The sequence below is a fragment of the Mesorhizobium sp. B2-8-9 genome (assembly GCF_006439475.1).
In the GTDB taxonomy this organism is placed as follows: Bacteria; Pseudomonadota; Alphaproteobacteria; order Rhizobiales; family Rhizobiaceae; genus Mesorhizobium.
This window is the reverse complement of record NZ_VFTQ01000055.1, coordinates 1-16,572: the sequence shown is the minus strand read 5'-3', so window position 1 is coordinate 16,572 and position 16,572 is coordinate 1. Positions and strand designations below refer to the sequence as shown.

The 16,572-nt window shown below is 61.9% G+C and carries 21 protein-coding genes and 1 pseudogene; 6 read left to right on the top strand and 16 right to left on the bottom strand.

Going from position 1 to position 16,572, the window contains the following annotated elements; genetic code table 11:
* Nucleotides 1–524: hypothetical protein (locus FJ423_RS32800; protein ID WP_140847874.1), on the top strand; the 524-nt coding region annotated here is incomplete at its 5' end.
* Between the two features lie 196 nt (nt 525–720).
* Nucleotides 721–975: a hypothetical protein gene (locus FJ423_RS32795; protein WP_140847872.1), complete on the top strand. Its 255-nt coding sequence runs from the start codon at nt 721–723 to the stop codon at nt 973–975.
* A gap of 587 nt (nt 976–1,562) precedes the next feature.
* Here FJ423_RS32795 and FJ423_RS32790 read toward each other — a convergent pair.
* Both FJ423_RS32790 and FJ423_RS32785 read right to left on the bottom strand, forming a co-directional pair.
* The gene (locus tag FJ423_RS32790) at nt 1,563–2,447 is read right to left on the bottom strand and encodes an SIR2 family protein (protein ID WP_140847869.1); all 885 of its coding nucleotides are present in this window, start codon (nt 2,445–2,447) and stop codon (nt 1,563–1,565) included.
* A gap of 130 nt (nt 2,448–2,577) precedes the next feature.
* On the bottom strand, nt 2,578–2,883 hold the full coding sequence (locus FJ423_RS32785) for a hypothetical protein (RefSeq protein ID WP_140847866.1): 306 nt from the start codon (nt 2,881–2,883) through the stop codon (nt 2,578–2,580).
* Between the two features lie 948 nt (nt 2,884–3,831).
* Between FJ423_RS32785 and FJ423_RS32780 the strand changes: the two genes are divergently transcribed.
* Nucleotides 3,832–4,038: a hypothetical protein gene (locus tag FJ423_RS32780; protein ID WP_140847864.1), complete on the top strand. Its 207-nt coding sequence runs from the start codon at nt 3,832–3,834 to the stop codon at nt 4,036–4,038.
* A 287-nt stretch (nt 4,039–4,325) separates the two neighbouring features.
* On the opposite strand, the gene FJ423_RS32775 is transcribed toward FJ423_RS32780, so the two are convergent.
* The 3 genes from FJ423_RS32775 to FJ423_RS32765 form a co-directional block, all read right to left on the bottom strand.
* Nucleotides 4,326–4,544, bottom strand: a complete 219-nt coding sequence (locus tag FJ423_RS32775) for a hypothetical protein (RefSeq protein WP_140847862.1) — start codon at nt 4,542–4,544, stop codon at nt 4,326–4,328.
* Between the two features lie 15 nt (nt 4,545–4,559).
* On the bottom strand, nt 4,560–4,775 hold the full coding sequence (locus FJ423_RS32770) for a hypothetical protein (protein WP_140847859.1): 216 nt from the start codon (nt 4,773–4,775) through the stop codon (nt 4,560–4,562).
* A 527-nt stretch (nt 4,776–5,302) separates the two neighbouring features.
* Entirely contained in the window at nt 5,303–5,521 is a 219-nt protein-coding gene (locus FJ423_RS32765; RefSeq protein ID WP_140847857.1) for a hypothetical protein, read from the bottom strand.
* A 100-nt stretch (nt 5,522–5,621) separates the two neighbouring features.
* Here FJ423_RS32765 and FJ423_RS32760 point away from each other — a divergent pair, with 100 nt between their 5' ends.
* Entirely contained in the window at nt 5,622–5,921 is a 300-nt protein-coding gene (locus FJ423_RS32760; RefSeq protein WP_140847854.1) for a DUF768 domain-containing protein, read from the top strand.
* A 63-nt stretch (nt 5,922–5,984) separates the two neighbouring features.
* Here FJ423_RS32760 and FJ423_RS32755 read toward each other — a convergent pair.
* From FJ423_RS32755 to trbF, 4 genes and pseudogenes are all read right to left on the bottom strand, one after another.
* Nucleotides 5,985–6,098, bottom strand: a pseudogene (locus FJ423_RS32755) (DUF2274 domain-containing protein); the annotation flags it as partial.
* Nucleotide 6,099: 1 nt separating this feature from the next.
* The gene (locus FJ423_RS32750; RefSeq protein ID WP_140847879.1) at nt 6,100–7,224 is read right to left on the bottom strand and encodes a TrbI/VirB10 family protein; all 1,125 of its coding nucleotides are present in this window, start codon (nt 7,222–7,224) and stop codon (nt 6,100–6,102) included.
* Nucleotides 7,225–7,256: 32 nt separating this feature from the next.
* Nucleotides 7,257–8,294: a P-type conjugative transfer protein TrbG gene (trbG, locus tag FJ423_RS32745; protein WP_140847849.1), complete on the bottom strand. Its 1,038-nt coding sequence runs from the start codon at nt 8,292–8,294 to the stop codon at nt 7,257–7,259.
* Entirely contained in the window at nt 8,291–9,670 is a 1,380-nt protein-coding gene (gene trbF, locus FJ423_RS32740) for a conjugal transfer protein TrbF (RefSeq protein WP_181174981.1), read from the bottom strand. The genes trbG and trbF overlap by 4 nt, the downstream gene beginning before the upstream one ends.
* 256 nt (nt 9,671–9,926) lie before the next feature.
* Here trbF and FJ423_RS32735 point away from each other — a divergent pair, with 256 nt between their 5' ends.
* On the top strand, nt 9,927–10,124 hold the full coding sequence (locus tag FJ423_RS32735) for a hypothetical protein (protein WP_140847843.1): 198 nt from the start codon (nt 9,927–9,929) through the stop codon (nt 10,122–10,124).
* A 462-nt stretch (nt 10,125–10,586) separates the two neighbouring features.
* On the opposite strand, the gene FJ423_RS32725 is transcribed toward FJ423_RS32735, so the two are convergent.
* From FJ423_RS32725 to FJ423_RS32695, 7 genes are all read right to left on the bottom strand, one after another.
* Nucleotides 10,587–11,363: a lytic transglycosylase domain-containing protein gene (locus FJ423_RS32725; protein WP_140847877.1), complete on the bottom strand. Its 777-nt coding sequence runs from the start codon at nt 11,361–11,363 to the stop codon at nt 10,587–10,589.
* On the bottom strand, nt 11,360–11,689 hold the full coding sequence (locus FJ423_RS32720) for a DUF736 family protein (protein ID WP_140847840.1): 330 nt from the start codon (nt 11,687–11,689) through the stop codon (nt 11,360–11,362). The genes FJ423_RS32725 and FJ423_RS32720 overlap by 4 nt, the downstream gene beginning before the upstream one ends.
* Before the next feature lie 36 nt (nt 11,690–11,725).
* Nucleotides 11,726–12,271: a S26 family signal peptidase gene (locus FJ423_RS32715; protein ID WP_140847838.1), complete on the bottom strand. Its 546-nt coding sequence runs from the start codon at nt 12,269–12,271 to the stop codon at nt 11,726–11,728.
* The gene (locus FJ423_RS32710; RefSeq protein WP_140847835.1) at nt 12,268–12,759 is read right to left on the bottom strand and encodes a DUF2840 domain-containing protein; all 492 of its coding nucleotides are present in this window, start codon (nt 12,757–12,759) and stop codon (nt 12,268–12,270) included. The genes FJ423_RS32715 and FJ423_RS32710 overlap by 4 nt, the downstream gene beginning before the upstream one ends.
* Complete coding sequence (locus tag FJ423_RS32705; RefSeq protein ID WP_140847833.1) at nt 12,756–13,811, bottom strand: replication initiator protein A; 1,056 nt, start codon at nt 13,809–13,811, stop codon at nt 12,756–12,758. The genes FJ423_RS32710 and FJ423_RS32705 overlap by 4 nt, the downstream gene beginning before the upstream one ends.
* 17 nt (nt 13,812–13,828) lie before the next feature.
* Nucleotides 13,829–14,110 carry a helix-turn-helix domain-containing protein gene (locus FJ423_RS32700; protein WP_140847830.1) on the bottom strand — a complete coding sequence of 94 codons (282 nt, stop codon included), beginning with the start codon at nt 14,108–14,110 and terminating at the stop codon, nt 13,829–13,831.
* Between the two features lie 286 nt (nt 14,111–14,396).
* Nucleotides 14,397–14,723 (bottom strand): DUF736 domain-containing protein, encoded by a 327-nt coding sequence (locus FJ423_RS32695; protein WP_140847827.1) that lies wholly within the window; start codon nt 14,721–14,723, stop codon nt 14,397–14,399.
* Between the two features lie 780 nt (nt 14,724–15,503).
* On the opposite strand from FJ423_RS32695, the gene FJ423_RS32690 reads away from it, so the two are divergent.
* Nucleotides 15,504–16,346, top strand: a complete 843-nt coding sequence (locus tag FJ423_RS32690) for a PRC-barrel domain-containing protein (RefSeq protein WP_140847824.1) — start codon at nt 15,504–15,506, stop codon at nt 16,344–16,346.
* The last annotated feature ends 226 nt before the right edge of the window (nt 16,347–16,572 follow it).

The following is a 16,572-nucleotide window of genomic DNA, read 5'->3' as shown; positions in this document are numbered from 1 at the left end:
GAGACGACATCAGCATCGTGGCCAACAATTCCGACAATTGGTATCGACAGGACGAGACTTCAGAAGCCGGCGAAGATGCCGCCGCCGGCGCGGGCCTGGGAGCGCTGGTCGGCGGCGCGGGCGGGCTCCTTACCGGCCTCGGGATTATGGCCATACCTGGGGTCGGTCCCGTGGTGGCGGCCGGCTGGCTCGCTGCGACGGCGGTCGGCGCGGTTGGCGGGGCTGTGGTTGGTGGAGCCGCAGGCGGCATCGTCGGGGCGCTTACGGAATCCGGTGTTTCGGAACGTGATGCCCATGTCTATGCCGAAGGCGTGCGCCGCGGAGGCAGTCTGGTGACTGCCAGAGTGGACGATCGGCTGACCGGCGAGGCCGAGCGCATCCTGCGAGGAGAGCGTTCCGTCAATCTTGACGAACGGCGCAGCGCTTACGAATCCGCCGGATGGACAGGATTCGACCCTAACGCAGCGCCCTTTGATGACATCCAAGCGGAACGCGATCGGGTTCGCCGAACGACATCGCTGTAATCGATGAGGCCCCGTGGAACTCTCCACGGGGCTTTTTCTTCTCGGGCAGGATCGGGTCGTCACCGCTCGCGCAAGTCTCGAAGAGAACGTTCGGCTTCTTCCTTGAACTCGCTCCCAGAGAGAAGTTTTTCGACTGCCAATTCGGCGGAACCGACGAACGAGATTGCCGTTCTCTCATCCCAATCAGGAGCGCTCAATGTTCAATCTATGGGTCGATCTCTCACTTTCGATACTCGAGGCGCAGCAAGTGATCTGGCTTAGAGGTATGCGAATTGCTAGTGGCGGCAAAGCGGCTGAACGCGAAGCTAAGTTGATGGTCAGTGAAAAAATCGAGGCTGCCGGCCGCTCAATTACGATGCTCGCTATGGGCGCACCAGCAGACAAGTTTGTAAGTTACTATGGCGGGAAGATTAGGTCCAATAGAAAGCGACTATTGCGGTCGCCTGCTTGACCTAGCAGCTTGCGATCCGCCACAATGCAGTCGGCCAGTTTGCTATCGGACGAGCGGCTTGTTCAGCCAACGCGGCGTAGGTTCTTGCGCGACTAGGCACCCCAAGGTACCAATAAGGTCAACTCGTTCACCATCGCTCTCTGGAACAGATAGACCAAAGTTCACGGCGACGTTCTGCGCATCGTCCGAGTCGAGTTGATGCCCGTCCTGCTTGCAGCGTGGTGCAGAACGCGAGTGAGCATGTCGAGGTGGGAGGGTTCTGGGACTTGGCTGTGCATCTCAGCGCCTCGTGTTTGGGCGAGGGAGATGTCCGCGGCCAGCGTCCGTGCGCCACGACAAAACCGGACGGCGCACGAACCTTAAATTAGGCCCTTCGGGTGCGGTCGGCACATTTGAGGTTGCGCACAAGCGATGGCCTTTTAGAGCGGGTGCCGGAACATCTATCCGCTGAAAAGTTGGCCTGCGATTTGTTGCTCGATGTGACGTGAGCTCCGTAAACGCAAGCCGTATGTAGGCCAGCGTAAGCTGAAGCAGCGCGCGAACCTAACAAACCATAATCTATCCACCCCATCTTCGGCGAGCCGCCGTCACTCGGTGAGGGTAGGCCCGGCCGCACCTCGCCTCCCGGCGGCAGATCCGGGCCGACTCATTCCATTGGCGTATACAAGGTCAGCGAGGCGAGAAAGGAAACTAAGTAGTCCCGTCTCAGGATCTGGATCGTCGCCCGTCACCGCCGTAATGCCCCAACGCGCCAGCACAGCTTCCTCGACAGGATCACGATGTGCCATGAAGATAAACGAGGGGGGCCGATCCGCCTCATAGCCCGACCGGCTCCAAGTCTGCCAGAGCCGATGCAGAAGCAGCCGGATGTTCAGGTCGGAAAGGCTGTAGCCAATAAACAGAACCGTACTGCCCAATGCGTCCGAACGGAACCTCACGTCGAGCGGCGAGTCGAACGATAGTCGATCAAGATAATCGGTTTCCGTGAGGACTAAGGACGAATCGTCATCGAAGTCGCCATGGAACTTCACGATGCAGGGGACGTCCCTGCGAGCCTTTGAGACATCCCTCGCATTGGCCACCTTCACGTATTCGACGCCATGTATTTCAAAGGCGACTTCAAGGTTTCGATCATAGTTCGTCGTATAGATCACCGGGAACTTCAGCGCGACGATGAGACGGTGCAATTCGGACTGTTCGATCTTATCGCGGCTGACGGTCCAGTGCCGGTCCATCCAACTGCGCAGCGATCCGATGCTGCCATGCTCGATGCGGTAATACTCGGCCAGAGTCTGGAAGCGGCCGCGTTGCCTGCCAAGGTCCACTTCCAAGCCGAGTTCATCCGCCATTCGCTCGATCAGCTTCTCCCAGGACGGCAGGCCGACGCTCATCGAGACGCCTGCCCCAACAAACAGCACCGCGTCGTGTTCTCGAATGGATTTCGCGAGCGGAACAAGAGGATCGCTGGTCATTGCCGATCCAAGAGAGGATGATTGCCCGCCACTGGATCGGGAGTCGTCTCAACGGCAGCATCGACACCTTGTACGCCAACGCGCCAATCACGTCCTGCCCAGCTGTTGCTCTTCCCGGATCGACGCAATTTTACCTACCAAGCGGCTTATGCGAGAGCTCCCTCAACTCCCGCTCTTCTGACATGCCGGTCATGTAATTGGCGACCAGTCGCAATGAGCGCGCCTCTCTCTGGCATTTTCTTTCATTGGCCGTTGCGCCACCTTCCAGCACGTGCCTCAAAAACCTCACCTTATCCGGCGTGAATGTGCCCTTCGAACGCTTGTGATTGGCATCGTCTTCTCCAAAGGCGAGCTGATCTGCATCGCTTGCCGAAATGCGATTGGGATCCCGGACGTCGCTTTCAGCGCTGTCACTTGCGAAACTGAAAATAGTCATACGGCCGCGCACGACGTGCTCGCATCAGCTTGTGGGTCCAGCCTGCTTGCCGACAGGATTGCGCAAGGAATGAAAATTGGCGTGGTTCGCCGTCGGGGCTTAGGCCGCGAACTTCCGGTCGTTTGCTGTAGACACATGATTGGCCGCTCTCCGCCTGGACCCGACCGAACTACGCCCGAAAGAGATTGTTCCCAACGGCGATGTTCCCAGCGGTGGTCTATTAGGTCTCCAAGGTTCCCCCGCGATCGGCATGGTCGAGGCGGCCAACGCCTTCCTTGACCTTGTGGTGGACGGATAAACGCGCAGGTTCAGGCTTCTGCGGGCCGAACCGACAATCAGTATTGCATAGACACTGTTGAAGAAGAGGTCAGCGGAGCTCGCTACGCCGTCTGATGCGATACCGTTTCAACTCCGACGTTGGGCTCGCTCTCGATGGCTCGGGCCTATCCGTCCACGTCAGCCAGCACGATATCGATAGATCCCAGTACGGCCGTGACGTCTGCGAGCAGGTGAGTGGCTCGCCCCGCTCAAGGCGGCGGAAGCGCATGGCGCGCGACATGCCGCGGGCCTGCGCTGCCTCTATCTGGACCATGCCATCTTTCTCGACCTGGGCTCCGCGGTGGCAAGACCCGGGGAGCAGCCGCCGACCTTGTTGGCCGGCTGGGTACGAGCCCTGTCGCGATCCTCTTTCGAGGCCCCGGCGTGCGAGCCGCTTCCCTCAAACTGTGTACCCCTTTCCCTGGATGGTCCGCCTGATCCAGGAAGCTTACACAAGGAATGTCATAGAGCCCGATGACCATGGTCGCTGTAGGTTTTGCAGCAACAGCGAGGGGGATTCAAAGATCCCTGTTTCGATCTATGGTTGCCTCGAAAGGAAATCGCAGGTGGCAACCATGGAAGCGATCTTTGACGACATTGCAGCAGCCTTGAAAGCCCCGCCCATCGCGCTTGCGGGCTCGCTACGGCGCTTTGGCGCTGCCGCTGGCCGAAAACCACGAGCGCGGCATGAAGGCTCGCCGGCAGATCAACAAGAATAGCTCCGAGCAGGTGATGCTTGGCAAGGTCATCTTGAAGGAAAAGCCGGCGGAAGCGCGCGCCGGTTCGACTGGAAAGCCTCGCCGGCACTGGTGGGCCTCCGACAGGTCGAGAAGCTGATCAAGGCCCGGCCTAGTCGAATGGTGCCAAAGACCGACGACGCCGACGTCTCTATCCGCGCCGCGGCGTTCTCATGCACTCTCGCATGCTTCGCTGAAGCCGCCGAGCGTATGCTCGAACCTCAGTTCCTGATCGAACATGCTGCCGCGCATGCCGCGCCGCGCACACCAGCCGCCGACCTCGTGGCGAGCGTGCTTGAACGGGAATGGTGGCACAGGTGGCCGGTAGGGCGAGGCGAGTGACTCCCTCCGAAATCGATAGGTTATGCGCCGCGCCTGTCGCGTGGGCTAAAGCCCGAGCGTTTCGCCCGTCGCCAGCCGGGTGAAGTGTGTCACCGGCCGGCGCGTGGCTGCTGCAAACTCCTCAAGCGCGTCCTCGACGTCGTCGACCGCAGCCGCAGTCCTCTCCATCTGGTGCAGGATCCGGACCACGAGCATCGCCGTCTTGGCATCGCGGAACAGTTGGCTCCCGTGCATCGATGCGGTGTTAAAATCTGAGATCTGCATGAGTGTTGTTGCTCGTCAGTGCGCGGTTGTTGGTTGGCCGATCTTCAGCAGGCGACGCTTGGCCGCCTTCGCGCGCGCTTGCCCGTTTCGGATGCGGCAGCACAGCGCAATGCTCACAGCAATACCATGGTTATCGTCGAGCATGGCCGTCGCTTGCTTCAGCGACTGGTCAGCTCGCTTTGCGTGCTGCCGGGCAGCCGCCATTTCGAGAACTACAAGTTCGACCGTCATCCCGTTTCCTCCGCGGGTTTGGTCCCTTCAAAAACCAATCGGCGCCAGGGCGTTTTGTTCCTGCGACGGTCGGGCGCAGCCGTGGTCACAGCAGCCCCACCGGGGAAGGTGTTTCGCTGCAGCCCTTGGGTACCGACACGGTAGTGTGCGGAGAGTTCTGCAAATTCGCTGAGAGAGGGCGGTCATGGCTGGCTGGTGATTGTTCACGTTGCCGGCGCGCTAGGCTGCTTCCTTTCAGAGCGCGTCACGTCGGGTGGGTGCCTTCCGCAATCCAACGTTTCACACTCGATAAAGAGCCCGTCGAGTGCGCATGGCAGGCGGGCTCTTTCACATGCCGAAGAGACCATAGCAGGTAGCGTAATGGGACCTCAGTCCTCATTGCAGCACGAGGGATTATCGAACAACTTTTACTTACCGCCGAGTTTGAAACCACGTCCCCCCGGAATAGGTGTCGGCGGCTAGGCCCGGCTCGCATAATCCTGTGTCACCCTCGATCTGCGAGCCGGGCTTTGCGCCGAAGCAGTTCATCATTTGGCAAAATCCTTTGGCGGATCCTCTGCAATGCTGAATTCGTGGACGGTGCCTTCGCGTTCGTCGACAACCCGAAACCAGTGCTCTTGAAAGGCCTTGGTGGAGATCGCCTTTCCCGTCAGGGTCTCTGCGGCGCTGAGCGCATCAGGAGCCTCTGCAGATGTCGTGGCAACGATGCGTTCGCCATAGATCTCTTCGATTTGAAAGCGCGCCATCCGAAACCTCCTGAATCCAATGGCAACGCTCCCCGAAAGAGAAGGTTCAACGTCCAATTAAGATCAGCGGAACCTAATATGCGGCTCCCGCTTATGGAAAATGAGCACACGCGGCGCCAATTTCCTCGAGCGTTGGACGGCAGAGCATTTGCCCGAAGTGGTGACGGACGACCCTGCCGCGATAAGCGATCTGACCGACCAAGCGATGGAAGCTGCGGACCGAGAGGGCATCGAGGTCAGCGAGATTTACGAGGAAGTCGGCAGCGTGTTCGAGGTTATCGCCCAGGCGATGCAGCACCGCGATGGCAGTTTGCCCGAGACCGATCTCACCGAATTCGACCTCCTGGCCGGCCGACTGTTGCGAGAAGCGAATCTCACGGAAGCACAGCTCGTGATCTGATTGAGCGCTTCGGTACGGATTGGGAAAAGCTCCTCAATGAATCAGGTCGCGCTGCCAGTGTCGCTTGGCTTCCACGTCGGAATACCCGGCGCAATCGCGATGCAGGGGCGCCGGCAGTTCCACCGTAATCTTCACTGGCTTGTCGTCGGCAATTGTTGCGAGTTTCAACTTGGCCATGTCAACCTCCGTATGGTTCAAGGGCAAGGTCGCGGGTGACCAGGACGCGAACGGGGAACCCCGGCCGGATCGTGAGCGTCGGGGCGATAGCGAGTTGCCGCTGAACGACCTGTTGGCCTACCTGGCTAACGCTATCGGAAGCGCCGCTTCGCAGAGCACGCACGATATCGCTGTCTTGATCGGAAGAACCGGCTTGCGCGCCAACGCTCAGAAGGGTCGACAACGCCGCGGCTTTGAACAACTCGCCCCAGTGATAGTCGACGCCATCCTCCAGGCCGGCATAGCCCTGAGCGTTCGCGCCGGGCTGCCGCTCCAGCACGATGGAGCGTCCGTCGGGAAAGATCAGTCTGTTCCAGACAAGCAGCACGCGGCGCTGCCCGGAACCAATTCCGCTATCGTACTGCCCAACAATGCGAGTCCCTTGCGGGATGAGCAGCGAGCGGCCGGTGGGACTGTCATAGACATTTTCGGTCACCTGAGCGCTGATCTGCCCAGGAAGATCCGACCGGATACCCGTAATGAGCGCGGCCGGGATCACGGCACCGGCTTGAAGCACATAGGGTGAGACGGGAGGCTTGATGTGATCCGGAGCCACGGTCCGCCGGTCAGCGGCGGCGGACAGGAAGGAAAGCTGGCGATCCTGCGCATTTGGCGCCGCGTTCTGACTGGCAAGTTCGTTAACAGCAGGGGCGGACGCTTCGGCGGTCCTGGGATCTCCTTGTGCTGTCTGGAAGAAGACGCGCGAGGTTCTGGCTGCTTCGTCTTCGGCTCGCCGGCGCTGCTCGGCTTCGTCAATCGCGGGGCTTGTGATTGAGGGGGGCGCGGCGACGGCCTGCCCCTTGTTTTGAGCATCGAGGATCGGCCTGCCGAGATCGCCAGGCAGCGGTGGCCCAAGGATCGGGCCGGCATAGTCGCGTGGCAGTCTTGCCAGTCCGTCGGCGGGCGGCCGATTGGAGGTGGGATAGAGCTCCTCGCCCTGCTTGAATCTGTTGGCGTCCTGCAGAGCGTAAACCAGCGCCCCGCCGACACCAAGCGAGGCGACGAAGCTGACGCCTGCCAGCATCTTGCGCGACAGACGCGTCACGCGCGGCGGGTCGGCGCGAAGCCGCATGGGTTCGACGGCCATATTCTTCTCGTTCACGGCTGCAGCGCTCCTTTCTATCTTGCGTTCGGTGGCTTCGACGCCGCACTTTCCCTTTGGGTCCGCAACAACCCATCGGTTCTCCTATCCACACGCACGATCCTGACGGTCTGCTGCCGCTTGCCAGCGCCAAGCCGCAGCTCGGCCGCACCAAAAAGGCGGTCGACGATGAGAAGGTTTTGATAGACGCGGCTGTTGGTGATTTCAGCCTCGCCGTCCGGGCCGATGACGAAAATCGGCGGCATCTCGCCTTGCACGATGCCGCGCGGAAACTCGACATAGACCCTGCGGCCGTCGTCATAGGCACTCACCGGCTTCCAGGGCGGGCTGTCGCCGGTGAGGCCGTAGCGATAGTTGCGCACTGTAACGTCCGGTATGACCGGCGTTGTGGCGGTGGTCTGAAGGGTCCCCGCTTTGTGAGCTGGATAGGACCACGCAACGGCGGGCATGTATGGCTTCGCGTCTGCCCGCAGCTCAAGCATATAGCTGCGCCGGTCCGTGGCGATGATGAGGTTCGTTGTGATGTCCGCCCGCGAGGGTTTCACCAGGACGTGGACGCGCCGGGCAATGCCGGATCCGCTTTCGGTGTCGCCGATGATCCAGCGCCCAGTATCGCCGGCGGCGATCGGACCGTCTCCGGTCAGGCTCTCGCCCGGCTCAAGCGCGATGTCCGTTATCTGGCCAGGTGAGGCATAGACCTGATAGAGCGCTCCCTCGCTCCACGGGTAGATCTGAATCGCGTTGTAGTAGCCCTCACGGCGCGGTTCCACGCGCGCCGCGGCGTTTGCGTTTTCGACACGGGCGGTCGGCGTTTGCCCGACGGCGCCGCCCCGCGCGGCCGCCCAGCCTGGTGGCACGCGAAGAGGCTTCAGCCTTTGGTCGGTCGAGGCAGCCGGAGCCGGCGGCAAGGGCGGAACGTAGGTATCGTAGCTGATCGTCGGCGGCTTTTTCGCAGGCGTGGCGCAACCCGCAAGCAGCGTTGTCGCCGAGGCCAGCGCCGACAGCAGACACCTCGAGAAATTCGTGCCGGCAACAAGACGCGAAGCCCTGCTCATTGACTCATCTCCCGCGACCAGTTGATTGCGTTGACGTAAATGCCAAGCGGATTGACGCGAAGCCGTTCGGCGTCGCTTGGCATCTGGGTCACGATCGTCAGGATCGCGGTCCAGCGCTCGGTGCCTGAGAGCTGTCCATTTTCGTAGTGGTGTTCGATCCAGGCGACGCGAAAGGAGCCCGGCGAGGCTCTGATGACCGACGAAATGTCCACCGCGACCTGCTGCTTGCCGACTTTGGAGAAAGGATCCGCTGCGCGAGCATAGTCGTTGAGCGCCGCAGCACCCTGGTCGGTGGTCCAATCATAGGCGCGTAGCCAAATCAGACGGCCGCTAATCCTCTCGCCGATGATCTCTGCGGCCGTTACATAGCTGGCGCTCGCGCGTTCGATGTCGCGGGCCGAGAATGCGCGATGCATGCGTTTGATGATATCGGCGCGCTCACCCATCTGGCGCAGCGTCGCCTCGGCTCTCTCGCTGACGATCCATTGTCCAGGACCTAGCTGCTCGGCGAGGCCAAGCGTTTCCAGCCTGCGCAGCCGCCCGATCTTTGGCGCGATGAATTCGTCAGGCTGGCGATCAGCACGTGGCGCGAGATCGATGAAACCGTTCTCGCCTGCGTCGCGGAGCAACCGGCGGTCGAGCCCGGTCCACCGCTCGGCTTCGACCTGGCGCTCGACATGCCGGCGGATCTCAGGTTCCGACCGGGGGCCAAGCTCCTGCGTGACGAGTTCGCTGGCGCGATCGCGCATGCCGCGGCTGATATAGTCGCGCGAGATCACCAGATCCTGGCCGTCGTCGGCCCGGCCGCGCAGGATGACGTGGACATGCGGATTGTCGGTGTTCCAATGATCGACCGCGACCCAGTCGAGCGACGTGCCGAGATCCTTCTGCACGCGACCCATGAGATCACGGGTAAAGGATTTCAGGTCGGCCATTTCGGAGGCATCCTCGGGCGAGACGATGAAGCGGAAATGATGTCGGTCGTCCTTGCAGCGATCGACGAAATCCGCGGTCGACGCATCGTCGACCACCGGTCCGAACATGCGGGCTCTCGCGTCGTCGCGTGTGACCCCCTCGCGGCGCAGATAGTTGAGGTGGGTCGCCAGCGGCGCGCCGCGTTTCGAATGGCGAACCACGCGCGTCTTGATCGTGGCTAGCCGTGAGCGGCCGGTGAGGAAACGATTGGCCTGAAGGCTCGCCGCCCTGCCCCGTCCGAACCGCGAACTGTTGCCTGTCCCGATCCGGCCTGAGCGCGACACGCCGCCGCCAGCCTTTTGCGCCGCCGCAAGCGCCTGGGCGATGAAGGGCCGCGACGATTGGGCTCGCGTCGAGCGAATGCGGCCTGGACGGACGCGGAAGTCGTGCTCATCGGACACGGCACCGGCCCTCACCTTGCCATAAATACGGCAAATACAATGATTTGGCTGTTGCCAGCACATTGCGCCGGGGCGCTGCAATGTGCGGCAAGCGGCAAAAAACCCAGCAAATACGACGAACCGACCGCAGCACAATGTGCGCCCTTTTATCTTGCCATCCCTCGGTTGTGGCCGTAACCGGCCGGTCTCTGCACATATTTGATGTAGTGCAATCTCGCGTCATGTCGGGTTACTCCGGTTTGTGGAGGACATTCGGATGGCGCCGCGCCGCTCCTGGACCAAGGCCAAGAGCCTCTACCGGTCGTTGCAGGTCGCGAGCTGGCTCGGCAGCAATCTCAGTGCGCAGGAATTCTGCCGCCAGCGCCATCTCTCCATCAACACGTTCGATCTGTGGATGGATCATCTGGTGAGCAGCGAAGACCCCCGCAAACGTGCGCTGGCTCTCGCCGAATAATGAGGATTGGACAACTCACAATGGCGATTGTCGTATGGTGTTGCGACCGTTGATGATTCATAGTTGCAGCGTGATAGGGATAAACAGATGACCCAGTCTTCCGCAAACGGAGCAGAGACAAGACTGCTTGCCGAGGCCATTGCCGCGCTTCGTGAGCTGACGTCTCGGGCGCGAGAGACGCACGACCGATCGTTCGACGATGGCCATTCCGCCGATTCATGGCAGAGCGATGAGCTGCGTGCCGCGATAGAGCGTGCTGAGGCAGTAATCGCGAAATCGAAGGCTCCCGAGAATAGCAGGCTGCGTCGAAAGTCTGCTTCCTTGAACCCGCAAACTCGGCATTCATGTCAAGCCTGACCTGACGTGCAGCGGCCGAACGCTTACTTGTTGCCCCGTGTCCTATGCGCAGCAAAGGCGGCGACGTCGAAAAAGGCGCCGGCTCGCGAGCTGACGGACACTTCGTCATCGCTGCGATATCCGCAGGTCGGACCCAGTGAACAGCTGCCGCGGCTGCGAACCGGCCGCGAAAAGTTCGCGCACGAACGGTGGCGATGAGACCCCGGCGGAAGCGTGTTCTCCGGACGAAAGACCGGAATCGGCCAACGACCCTGACCGCACTATGAACAGCGGCGCGGCCTTCCAGGTTACGGCCTTGCTAGGGCTGGCGGTGAGCGCGCCGCCGGCATCACCGCCGCCCGACAAAGGGCGAAGCTTCGCGACATAGCCGCGCGTTTCGGCCGGCAGCGGGCGGCCCCTCAAGGAAGCTTCGTAGCGCCCCGGCCCCGCATTGTAGGCGGCGAGAAAACCCGGTGAACCGTACCGATCGTAGAGCTCGCGAAGATAGGCGGTGCCGGCAAGGATGTTGTCGTGCGGATCATAGGGGTCGCGGCCGAGTTGATGACGAAGGCGCAGCTCGGCCCAGGTTTCGGGCATGATCTGCATCAGTCCCACAGCACCCTTTCGTGACACGGCGCGCGGGTCGCGGGCGCTCTCCAGATGCATGACCGCGCGTATCCAGAGCTGAGGAACGCGGAACCGATGCGACGCCTCGGCGATATGGGCAGCATATGGATCGTCGGCGGATTTGCGGGAGACCGGCGCGGATTGTGCGGCGGCCCCCGTGATCGCGTGGCAGAAAATCAGAATGCCAGCGACAAGCCGACATGCTTGCCTCCGACCAGACAACCAGCTGACGGGGCGGCGTTCGTGCGCACGGTTCGGCGCCGACGGCCCACTCATCGAGCGCGCTCCGGCCGCCATTTCGGCCGGATCCAGCGCAGCGACCAGGAACCGTCGTCCGATCGGAAGAGACCGGCGCGAAAGCGCCGGCCAAACAGCGGATCCTCGAGCCGGCACGACAGATAGTCGCCAGCCGTCTGCCCGGTTTCCTTCCAGGCTGCGCCGACCTCGGGGCCGCTGCCATCGCCGATATGGATGCGAAAATCCGGCGCATTGCCGCCGGACGTCCTGATCGGGACAAGCATCAGGTCGACGTCCACGAGCAGTGTTCGAATGCGTCCGGAGTAACCGGATTCCGTTTCCTGGAAGACGCCGATTTCGGCCATGGTCTGTCTCCTTCCTCTGTTTGGCTGGGTTGAATTTCAGTTGGCGGGAGCGAGCCAGGTGTAGTGGCCATCGCCTCTCTCGTCGGTCCAAAGCGGCATTGCGCTTCCGACGATCGAGCTCACCGGGAACGGGCCGAAGTAGCGGCCGTCGAGGCTGTCCTGGACCTTCCGGTTCATGACGAAGATTTCGTCGGCGGCGATCGTGCGGCAGCCCTGCCAGTCAGGCAGCGCGCGCCCCCTTCGGTCGCGTTCCAGTGCGCCGCCAATGGAAAGCCCATTCACTGTGACGAGGCGGCCGATGCGGCAGACTTGCTGCCCCGGAAGTCCCTCGATGTGCTTCAGCATCGGCACGCCGAGCGGAAGGTAGCCACGCTTGGCGGCGAAGCGTGCGACCGGGTCCGGCGGCGCGATGACAACGACCGCGCCAGCCGCAGGAACGGCCATTTTCCTGATCGCATAGAGCCCGATTGGCGCGCTTGCCGATGCGTTCCATAGCAGCAGCGGCGGCATCTTCACCAAGGCCGGAGCGGCCGTCGCAACGACGGCCGCAAGCACCACGGCCATGCAAGCGGCGCGGCTCATGAGGCCGCTCGCTTGCGCAACAGATAGGCCCGGTGCTGCTCGAGCGAGTAGGCACGCGGCGTTCCGCCGGCAACCAGACGGTTGTGGGTCTGACGCCAATGGTCCGGTGCGACCTCGACCGGATCAAGGCCGCTCGCCTCGATCGCGTCGATCAGTTGTAGGACCCGCTCAACCTTGTCCCAACCTGCGATCTTGAGCAGGATCTCGCCGCCTGGCCGGATGTAAGGCACCGTCTGAAAAGCTTCAGCGGGCAAGACGGCGCGCACGATGTCGATGCGCGAAACGACGGTGCCAAAGTCATTCGCCGCCCAGCGCACGAAGGCAAAAACACTGCCTGGCGCAAATCCCACGACGCGGCGGCGCTTGTCGATGATCGTCTCGTGCGCAGGCCGTCCGAAGCGGATCCGGTGCTCGATCCGCTTCTCGATCCAGATCAGCTCGACCGTGGTGAGATCGCCGCCCGGCGTCGATTGGGGAGACGGCGTCATGTGCCGGCTCCCTCGCGCCGCCCGATGCGCCGCAGCTTCTGCTCCCCAACGTCGGTCCGCGGCTTGCCCGCAAGAGTGTTAGATTGAAAGTTAGACTCCAAGTTAAGAGCGCGATTTTTCGTTTCGGGTCCGTTCCTTAAGGCCGATCGCGGTTCCCGAAAGCACGAGGAAGCGGTTCCCGATGGCACGATAGTTCGGGTTCCCGATGGCACGATCCTGTCAACAGGCGTCGGCGCCGGTTCGAAAGCCAACAACACGCGGCCGCTGGCTTCGACCTCGGTGAACAGCAGGTATCCCGGCAAAGGCTGGCGACGCACGATGTCACGCAGCTCGAAGGCGAAGCGGTTGAGCGGCGAGAGGCTGCCGGACTTGCGATGCAGGTGGCTGATGTCGAAACGCCAGCCGGCGCGCTGGCGCCCGCCATGCTTTCGCACCAGCCGATAGAGCCAGCGCTCCAGGCCGCCGGTCAGCCCGAAATAGGCCCGGTCGATGGTCAGGATCAGCGCGTCATCCATGACGGCGCGGTAGAACCAATCGGGCAGGATCAGTTCGACGCCAAGCGGGCGGCCGTTCCGACCCGAGCGCTCCTGCCATTCGTTGATCCACGAGAAGCGATGGCGGCGGCCTTCCGCGGGTTGGCGGATGGAGGTGACGACGCTTGTCGACTGCAGGCGATCCAGCGCTGCCTTGAGGCGCAGATAGTCTCGCTTGGAGACGCCGCGGCCGATGAAGGTGAGCATCTCGTATGGCGTCGCGGCCATCAGGCGGGATGTGCGCAACCCCGCGTCCCGCGCGCTCACGATCTGGCTCGCGGCCCAGATCAGGATATCGGCATCCCAGATCGTCGCCATGCCGTGATCGGGCATCGCTTCGACACGGATCGCCACATCGCCGGCGCGAAAGTCGATCGGCGCAAGGCGCCTGGTCTTGGCGAGAGAGAAGAAGGGATAGGCCATGAGGTCCTGCGCATCGCGTGGCGCGACCACGCCGGGCAGCGCCTGGAACAGGTCGAGCTGTTCGCGCTCCAATGGTGGGCGTAGTCGTGCCGACAAGGGGGAAATCAGCGGGCTCAGCGCCGTTCGCGCCCGGCATAGGGGATCAGGCGGGCGGCCTGAGGCTTGGCGGGCAGCACCGAGCCGTGCGGATCGGATGTCGATGTCATCGCGCCGCGCTGAACCCAGAGCTGCAGGTCATCGACGGCGTAGACCACGCGGCCGCCAAGTTTGCGATAGGCAGGCCCGGTGCCGTAGGTGCGATGTTTCTCAAGCGTGCGCGCCGAGAGACTGAGGAAATGCGCGGCTTCCGAAGTGCGCAGGTAGCGCGGCGGCAGTGGCGCGGCGTCGGTGTTCATGAGGTTTCTCCTTCCGGCCGTTGCGGTTGAACGGCGATCGATGGCCAGGATGGAGGAGCAAGGGCACGATGATCAGGTGCGCAATTGAGGGGCGCTATTTCGCACCATTAAAAGGCCTTCGGGAGTGGCGGCGGCGCCTGCAGCAATTCAACCATCTTCGCCCCATCGTGCATCAAGCAGCGCATCGGGTAACAGGAATCCGGTCGGACAGACCGGCGGCGCGAAGAGCTTGCGCGACCGCCGGCCGAAAGCGCCTCGCCCGGGACCGGGCGAGGCGTCTGCCGATTCACTCGCCGTTGCGGCGGTTGGGTCGGGACCAGATGAGGCTGTGGCCCTCGCCTTCCTCGTCGGCGAAGAGGTTGGCGTAGATCGGAGCGGTGAAGCTCGGATCGTCCAGCTTGAGCCCGAGATAGTCGCGGCCCTCGTTGGAGCGCTTGGACCAGGCGGCGCCGATCTCGGCCTTGCCGACCACCACGCGGTGGCTTGGAGCGTTCTCGCCGCTGGCCCGGATGTCGGGGACGATGCGCACGCCCTTGGCCTGGACGCTGAGGGTGACGATCTCGCCGGTGAACTCGTTCGCATTGGTCTTCTTGAAGCTGCCGATGGTAGCCATTTTCAGTCTCCGTTTCGTTTCCGAGCCCGCACCATGCGGCCTCGATGGCGATCGTGAGGCCGAAGGCGACCGCCGCCGCATCGCTTGCGACCGCAGCAAAGGCGGAGGATGGCGCAGGCGCGCGTTTCTTGGTTGCGCGAGGAATGGGCTTAGCCCAGGGGAAGAAACTCGCGACGCGCTATTGCGGCATAGGCGGTCGAGGCTTCAGCCGTCCTTCGGCCAGATCAGCCCGTTCGAGAGGTCGTTGGTGCGCTCCGTGAAATTGCGGAGACGATAGGACCATCTGCGCCTAAAGGAAGATGATGTAGACCGTTACGCCGTGCAGGTTTTACCGTAGCCCGACGTGTGCAGCATCAGCGTCAGGATCCATCTGGCGATCGCGGATGGGATGGACCTCGTCTCGCGTGCATGACTGGGCAGTGCAGTTGCTGATTGCTACCGAAGCTGGTCCAAACACGCGCTCCAAATACCGGCTTTGCTATTGAGCGGCCACATATTGCGGTCGTCAGGTCTGCGGCCGATGACGGAACGTCCTCTTTCGGACAATTAGGCCAGATCCCTGGCATCGACGGCAGTTGTAATCCTGTTCGCAGGCGGGTCACGTGACTCGTTTGGCGATGGGGAGCGGTAAACCCGTGCAGGTTCTGCATGAACCTTCAGTCCGGTGCCGGTTGAGACCATGGACCCATTGCTGGAACGTAAGGCGATCGCCTCCGTTGCTCGAAATGAACCCGCAGATACCGAGGGTCAGTGAACCAGGCAACAGGAGGAATTTCACCAATGATCCGCAAGATATTAGCTACGGCCGCGACGGCAGCTCTCATGTCGACGGCGCTCTGCACGGCGGGTGCTCACGCCGCAAATACCAGCAATCCCGCTACTCAGGCGGAGGCTGTTGCCCCGGTCACTGATGGCAAGCTCGTCTCCAAGATCATGGGAGCCGCGGTTTATGACAGCACCGCCGACGACGCGACGAAGATTGGCGATGTCAATGACATCGTCCTGGACAAGGACGGGAACGCCAAACTCGTCGTTATTGGCGTCGGCGGATTCCTCGGCGTGGGGGAAAAGAACGTGGCCTATGATTTCAGCAAGCTTGAATGGGTCAACAAGAAGGGCGATCGCTGGTTAGTCGCAAAGACGACGAAGGATGAGCTCAAAGCTCAACCCAATTTCGATACGAAGGCTTATGATACCGCGGCAGCACCCACGGCGCAGACGACTAACAGCCAAGCGGCTAATGGTAAAACCGATACGACCTCGACAGCCTCGATCGACAAGTCGTCCCTGACCGAAATGCCGTCAGACAAAATCAGCGCGGCAAATCTGATCGGGACCAACGTCTATGGCACAGATGATGCGAAGGTCGGCGAGATCGGCGACGTCATCCTGACTGGCGACAAGAAAGTCGACGCGATCATCGTTGATGTAGGCGGCTTTCTGGGCATTGGCGAAAAGAAGGTCGCGGTTGGCATGGAGAACCTCAGGTTCATGACCGACAAGAACGGCAACCGTTACCTCTACACGAACTTCACCAAGGACCAGTTGGAAGCGCAGACTGCCTACGATAAGGCGACCTACGCCCAAAACCGGGACAAGCAGCGCATCATCATCAACAAGTAAAAACCGTCGCCAAGCGCTTGCCTGTGTGGCGGGCGCTTCGACTGGAAAACGCAGGAGCGGACTTGAAACTAGCCGACGAGGTCCATCATAGCTCTGAAGATATCAGCGACCTCGTCCTGTCTGATGTCGTTTCTGCGCTTCATCGACGGGTTAAGGTCAGCCACGAGTTCGATATTCCCTACATTGCTGGGTACAGCACGGATGCAAGGACGATTTACATCGACCG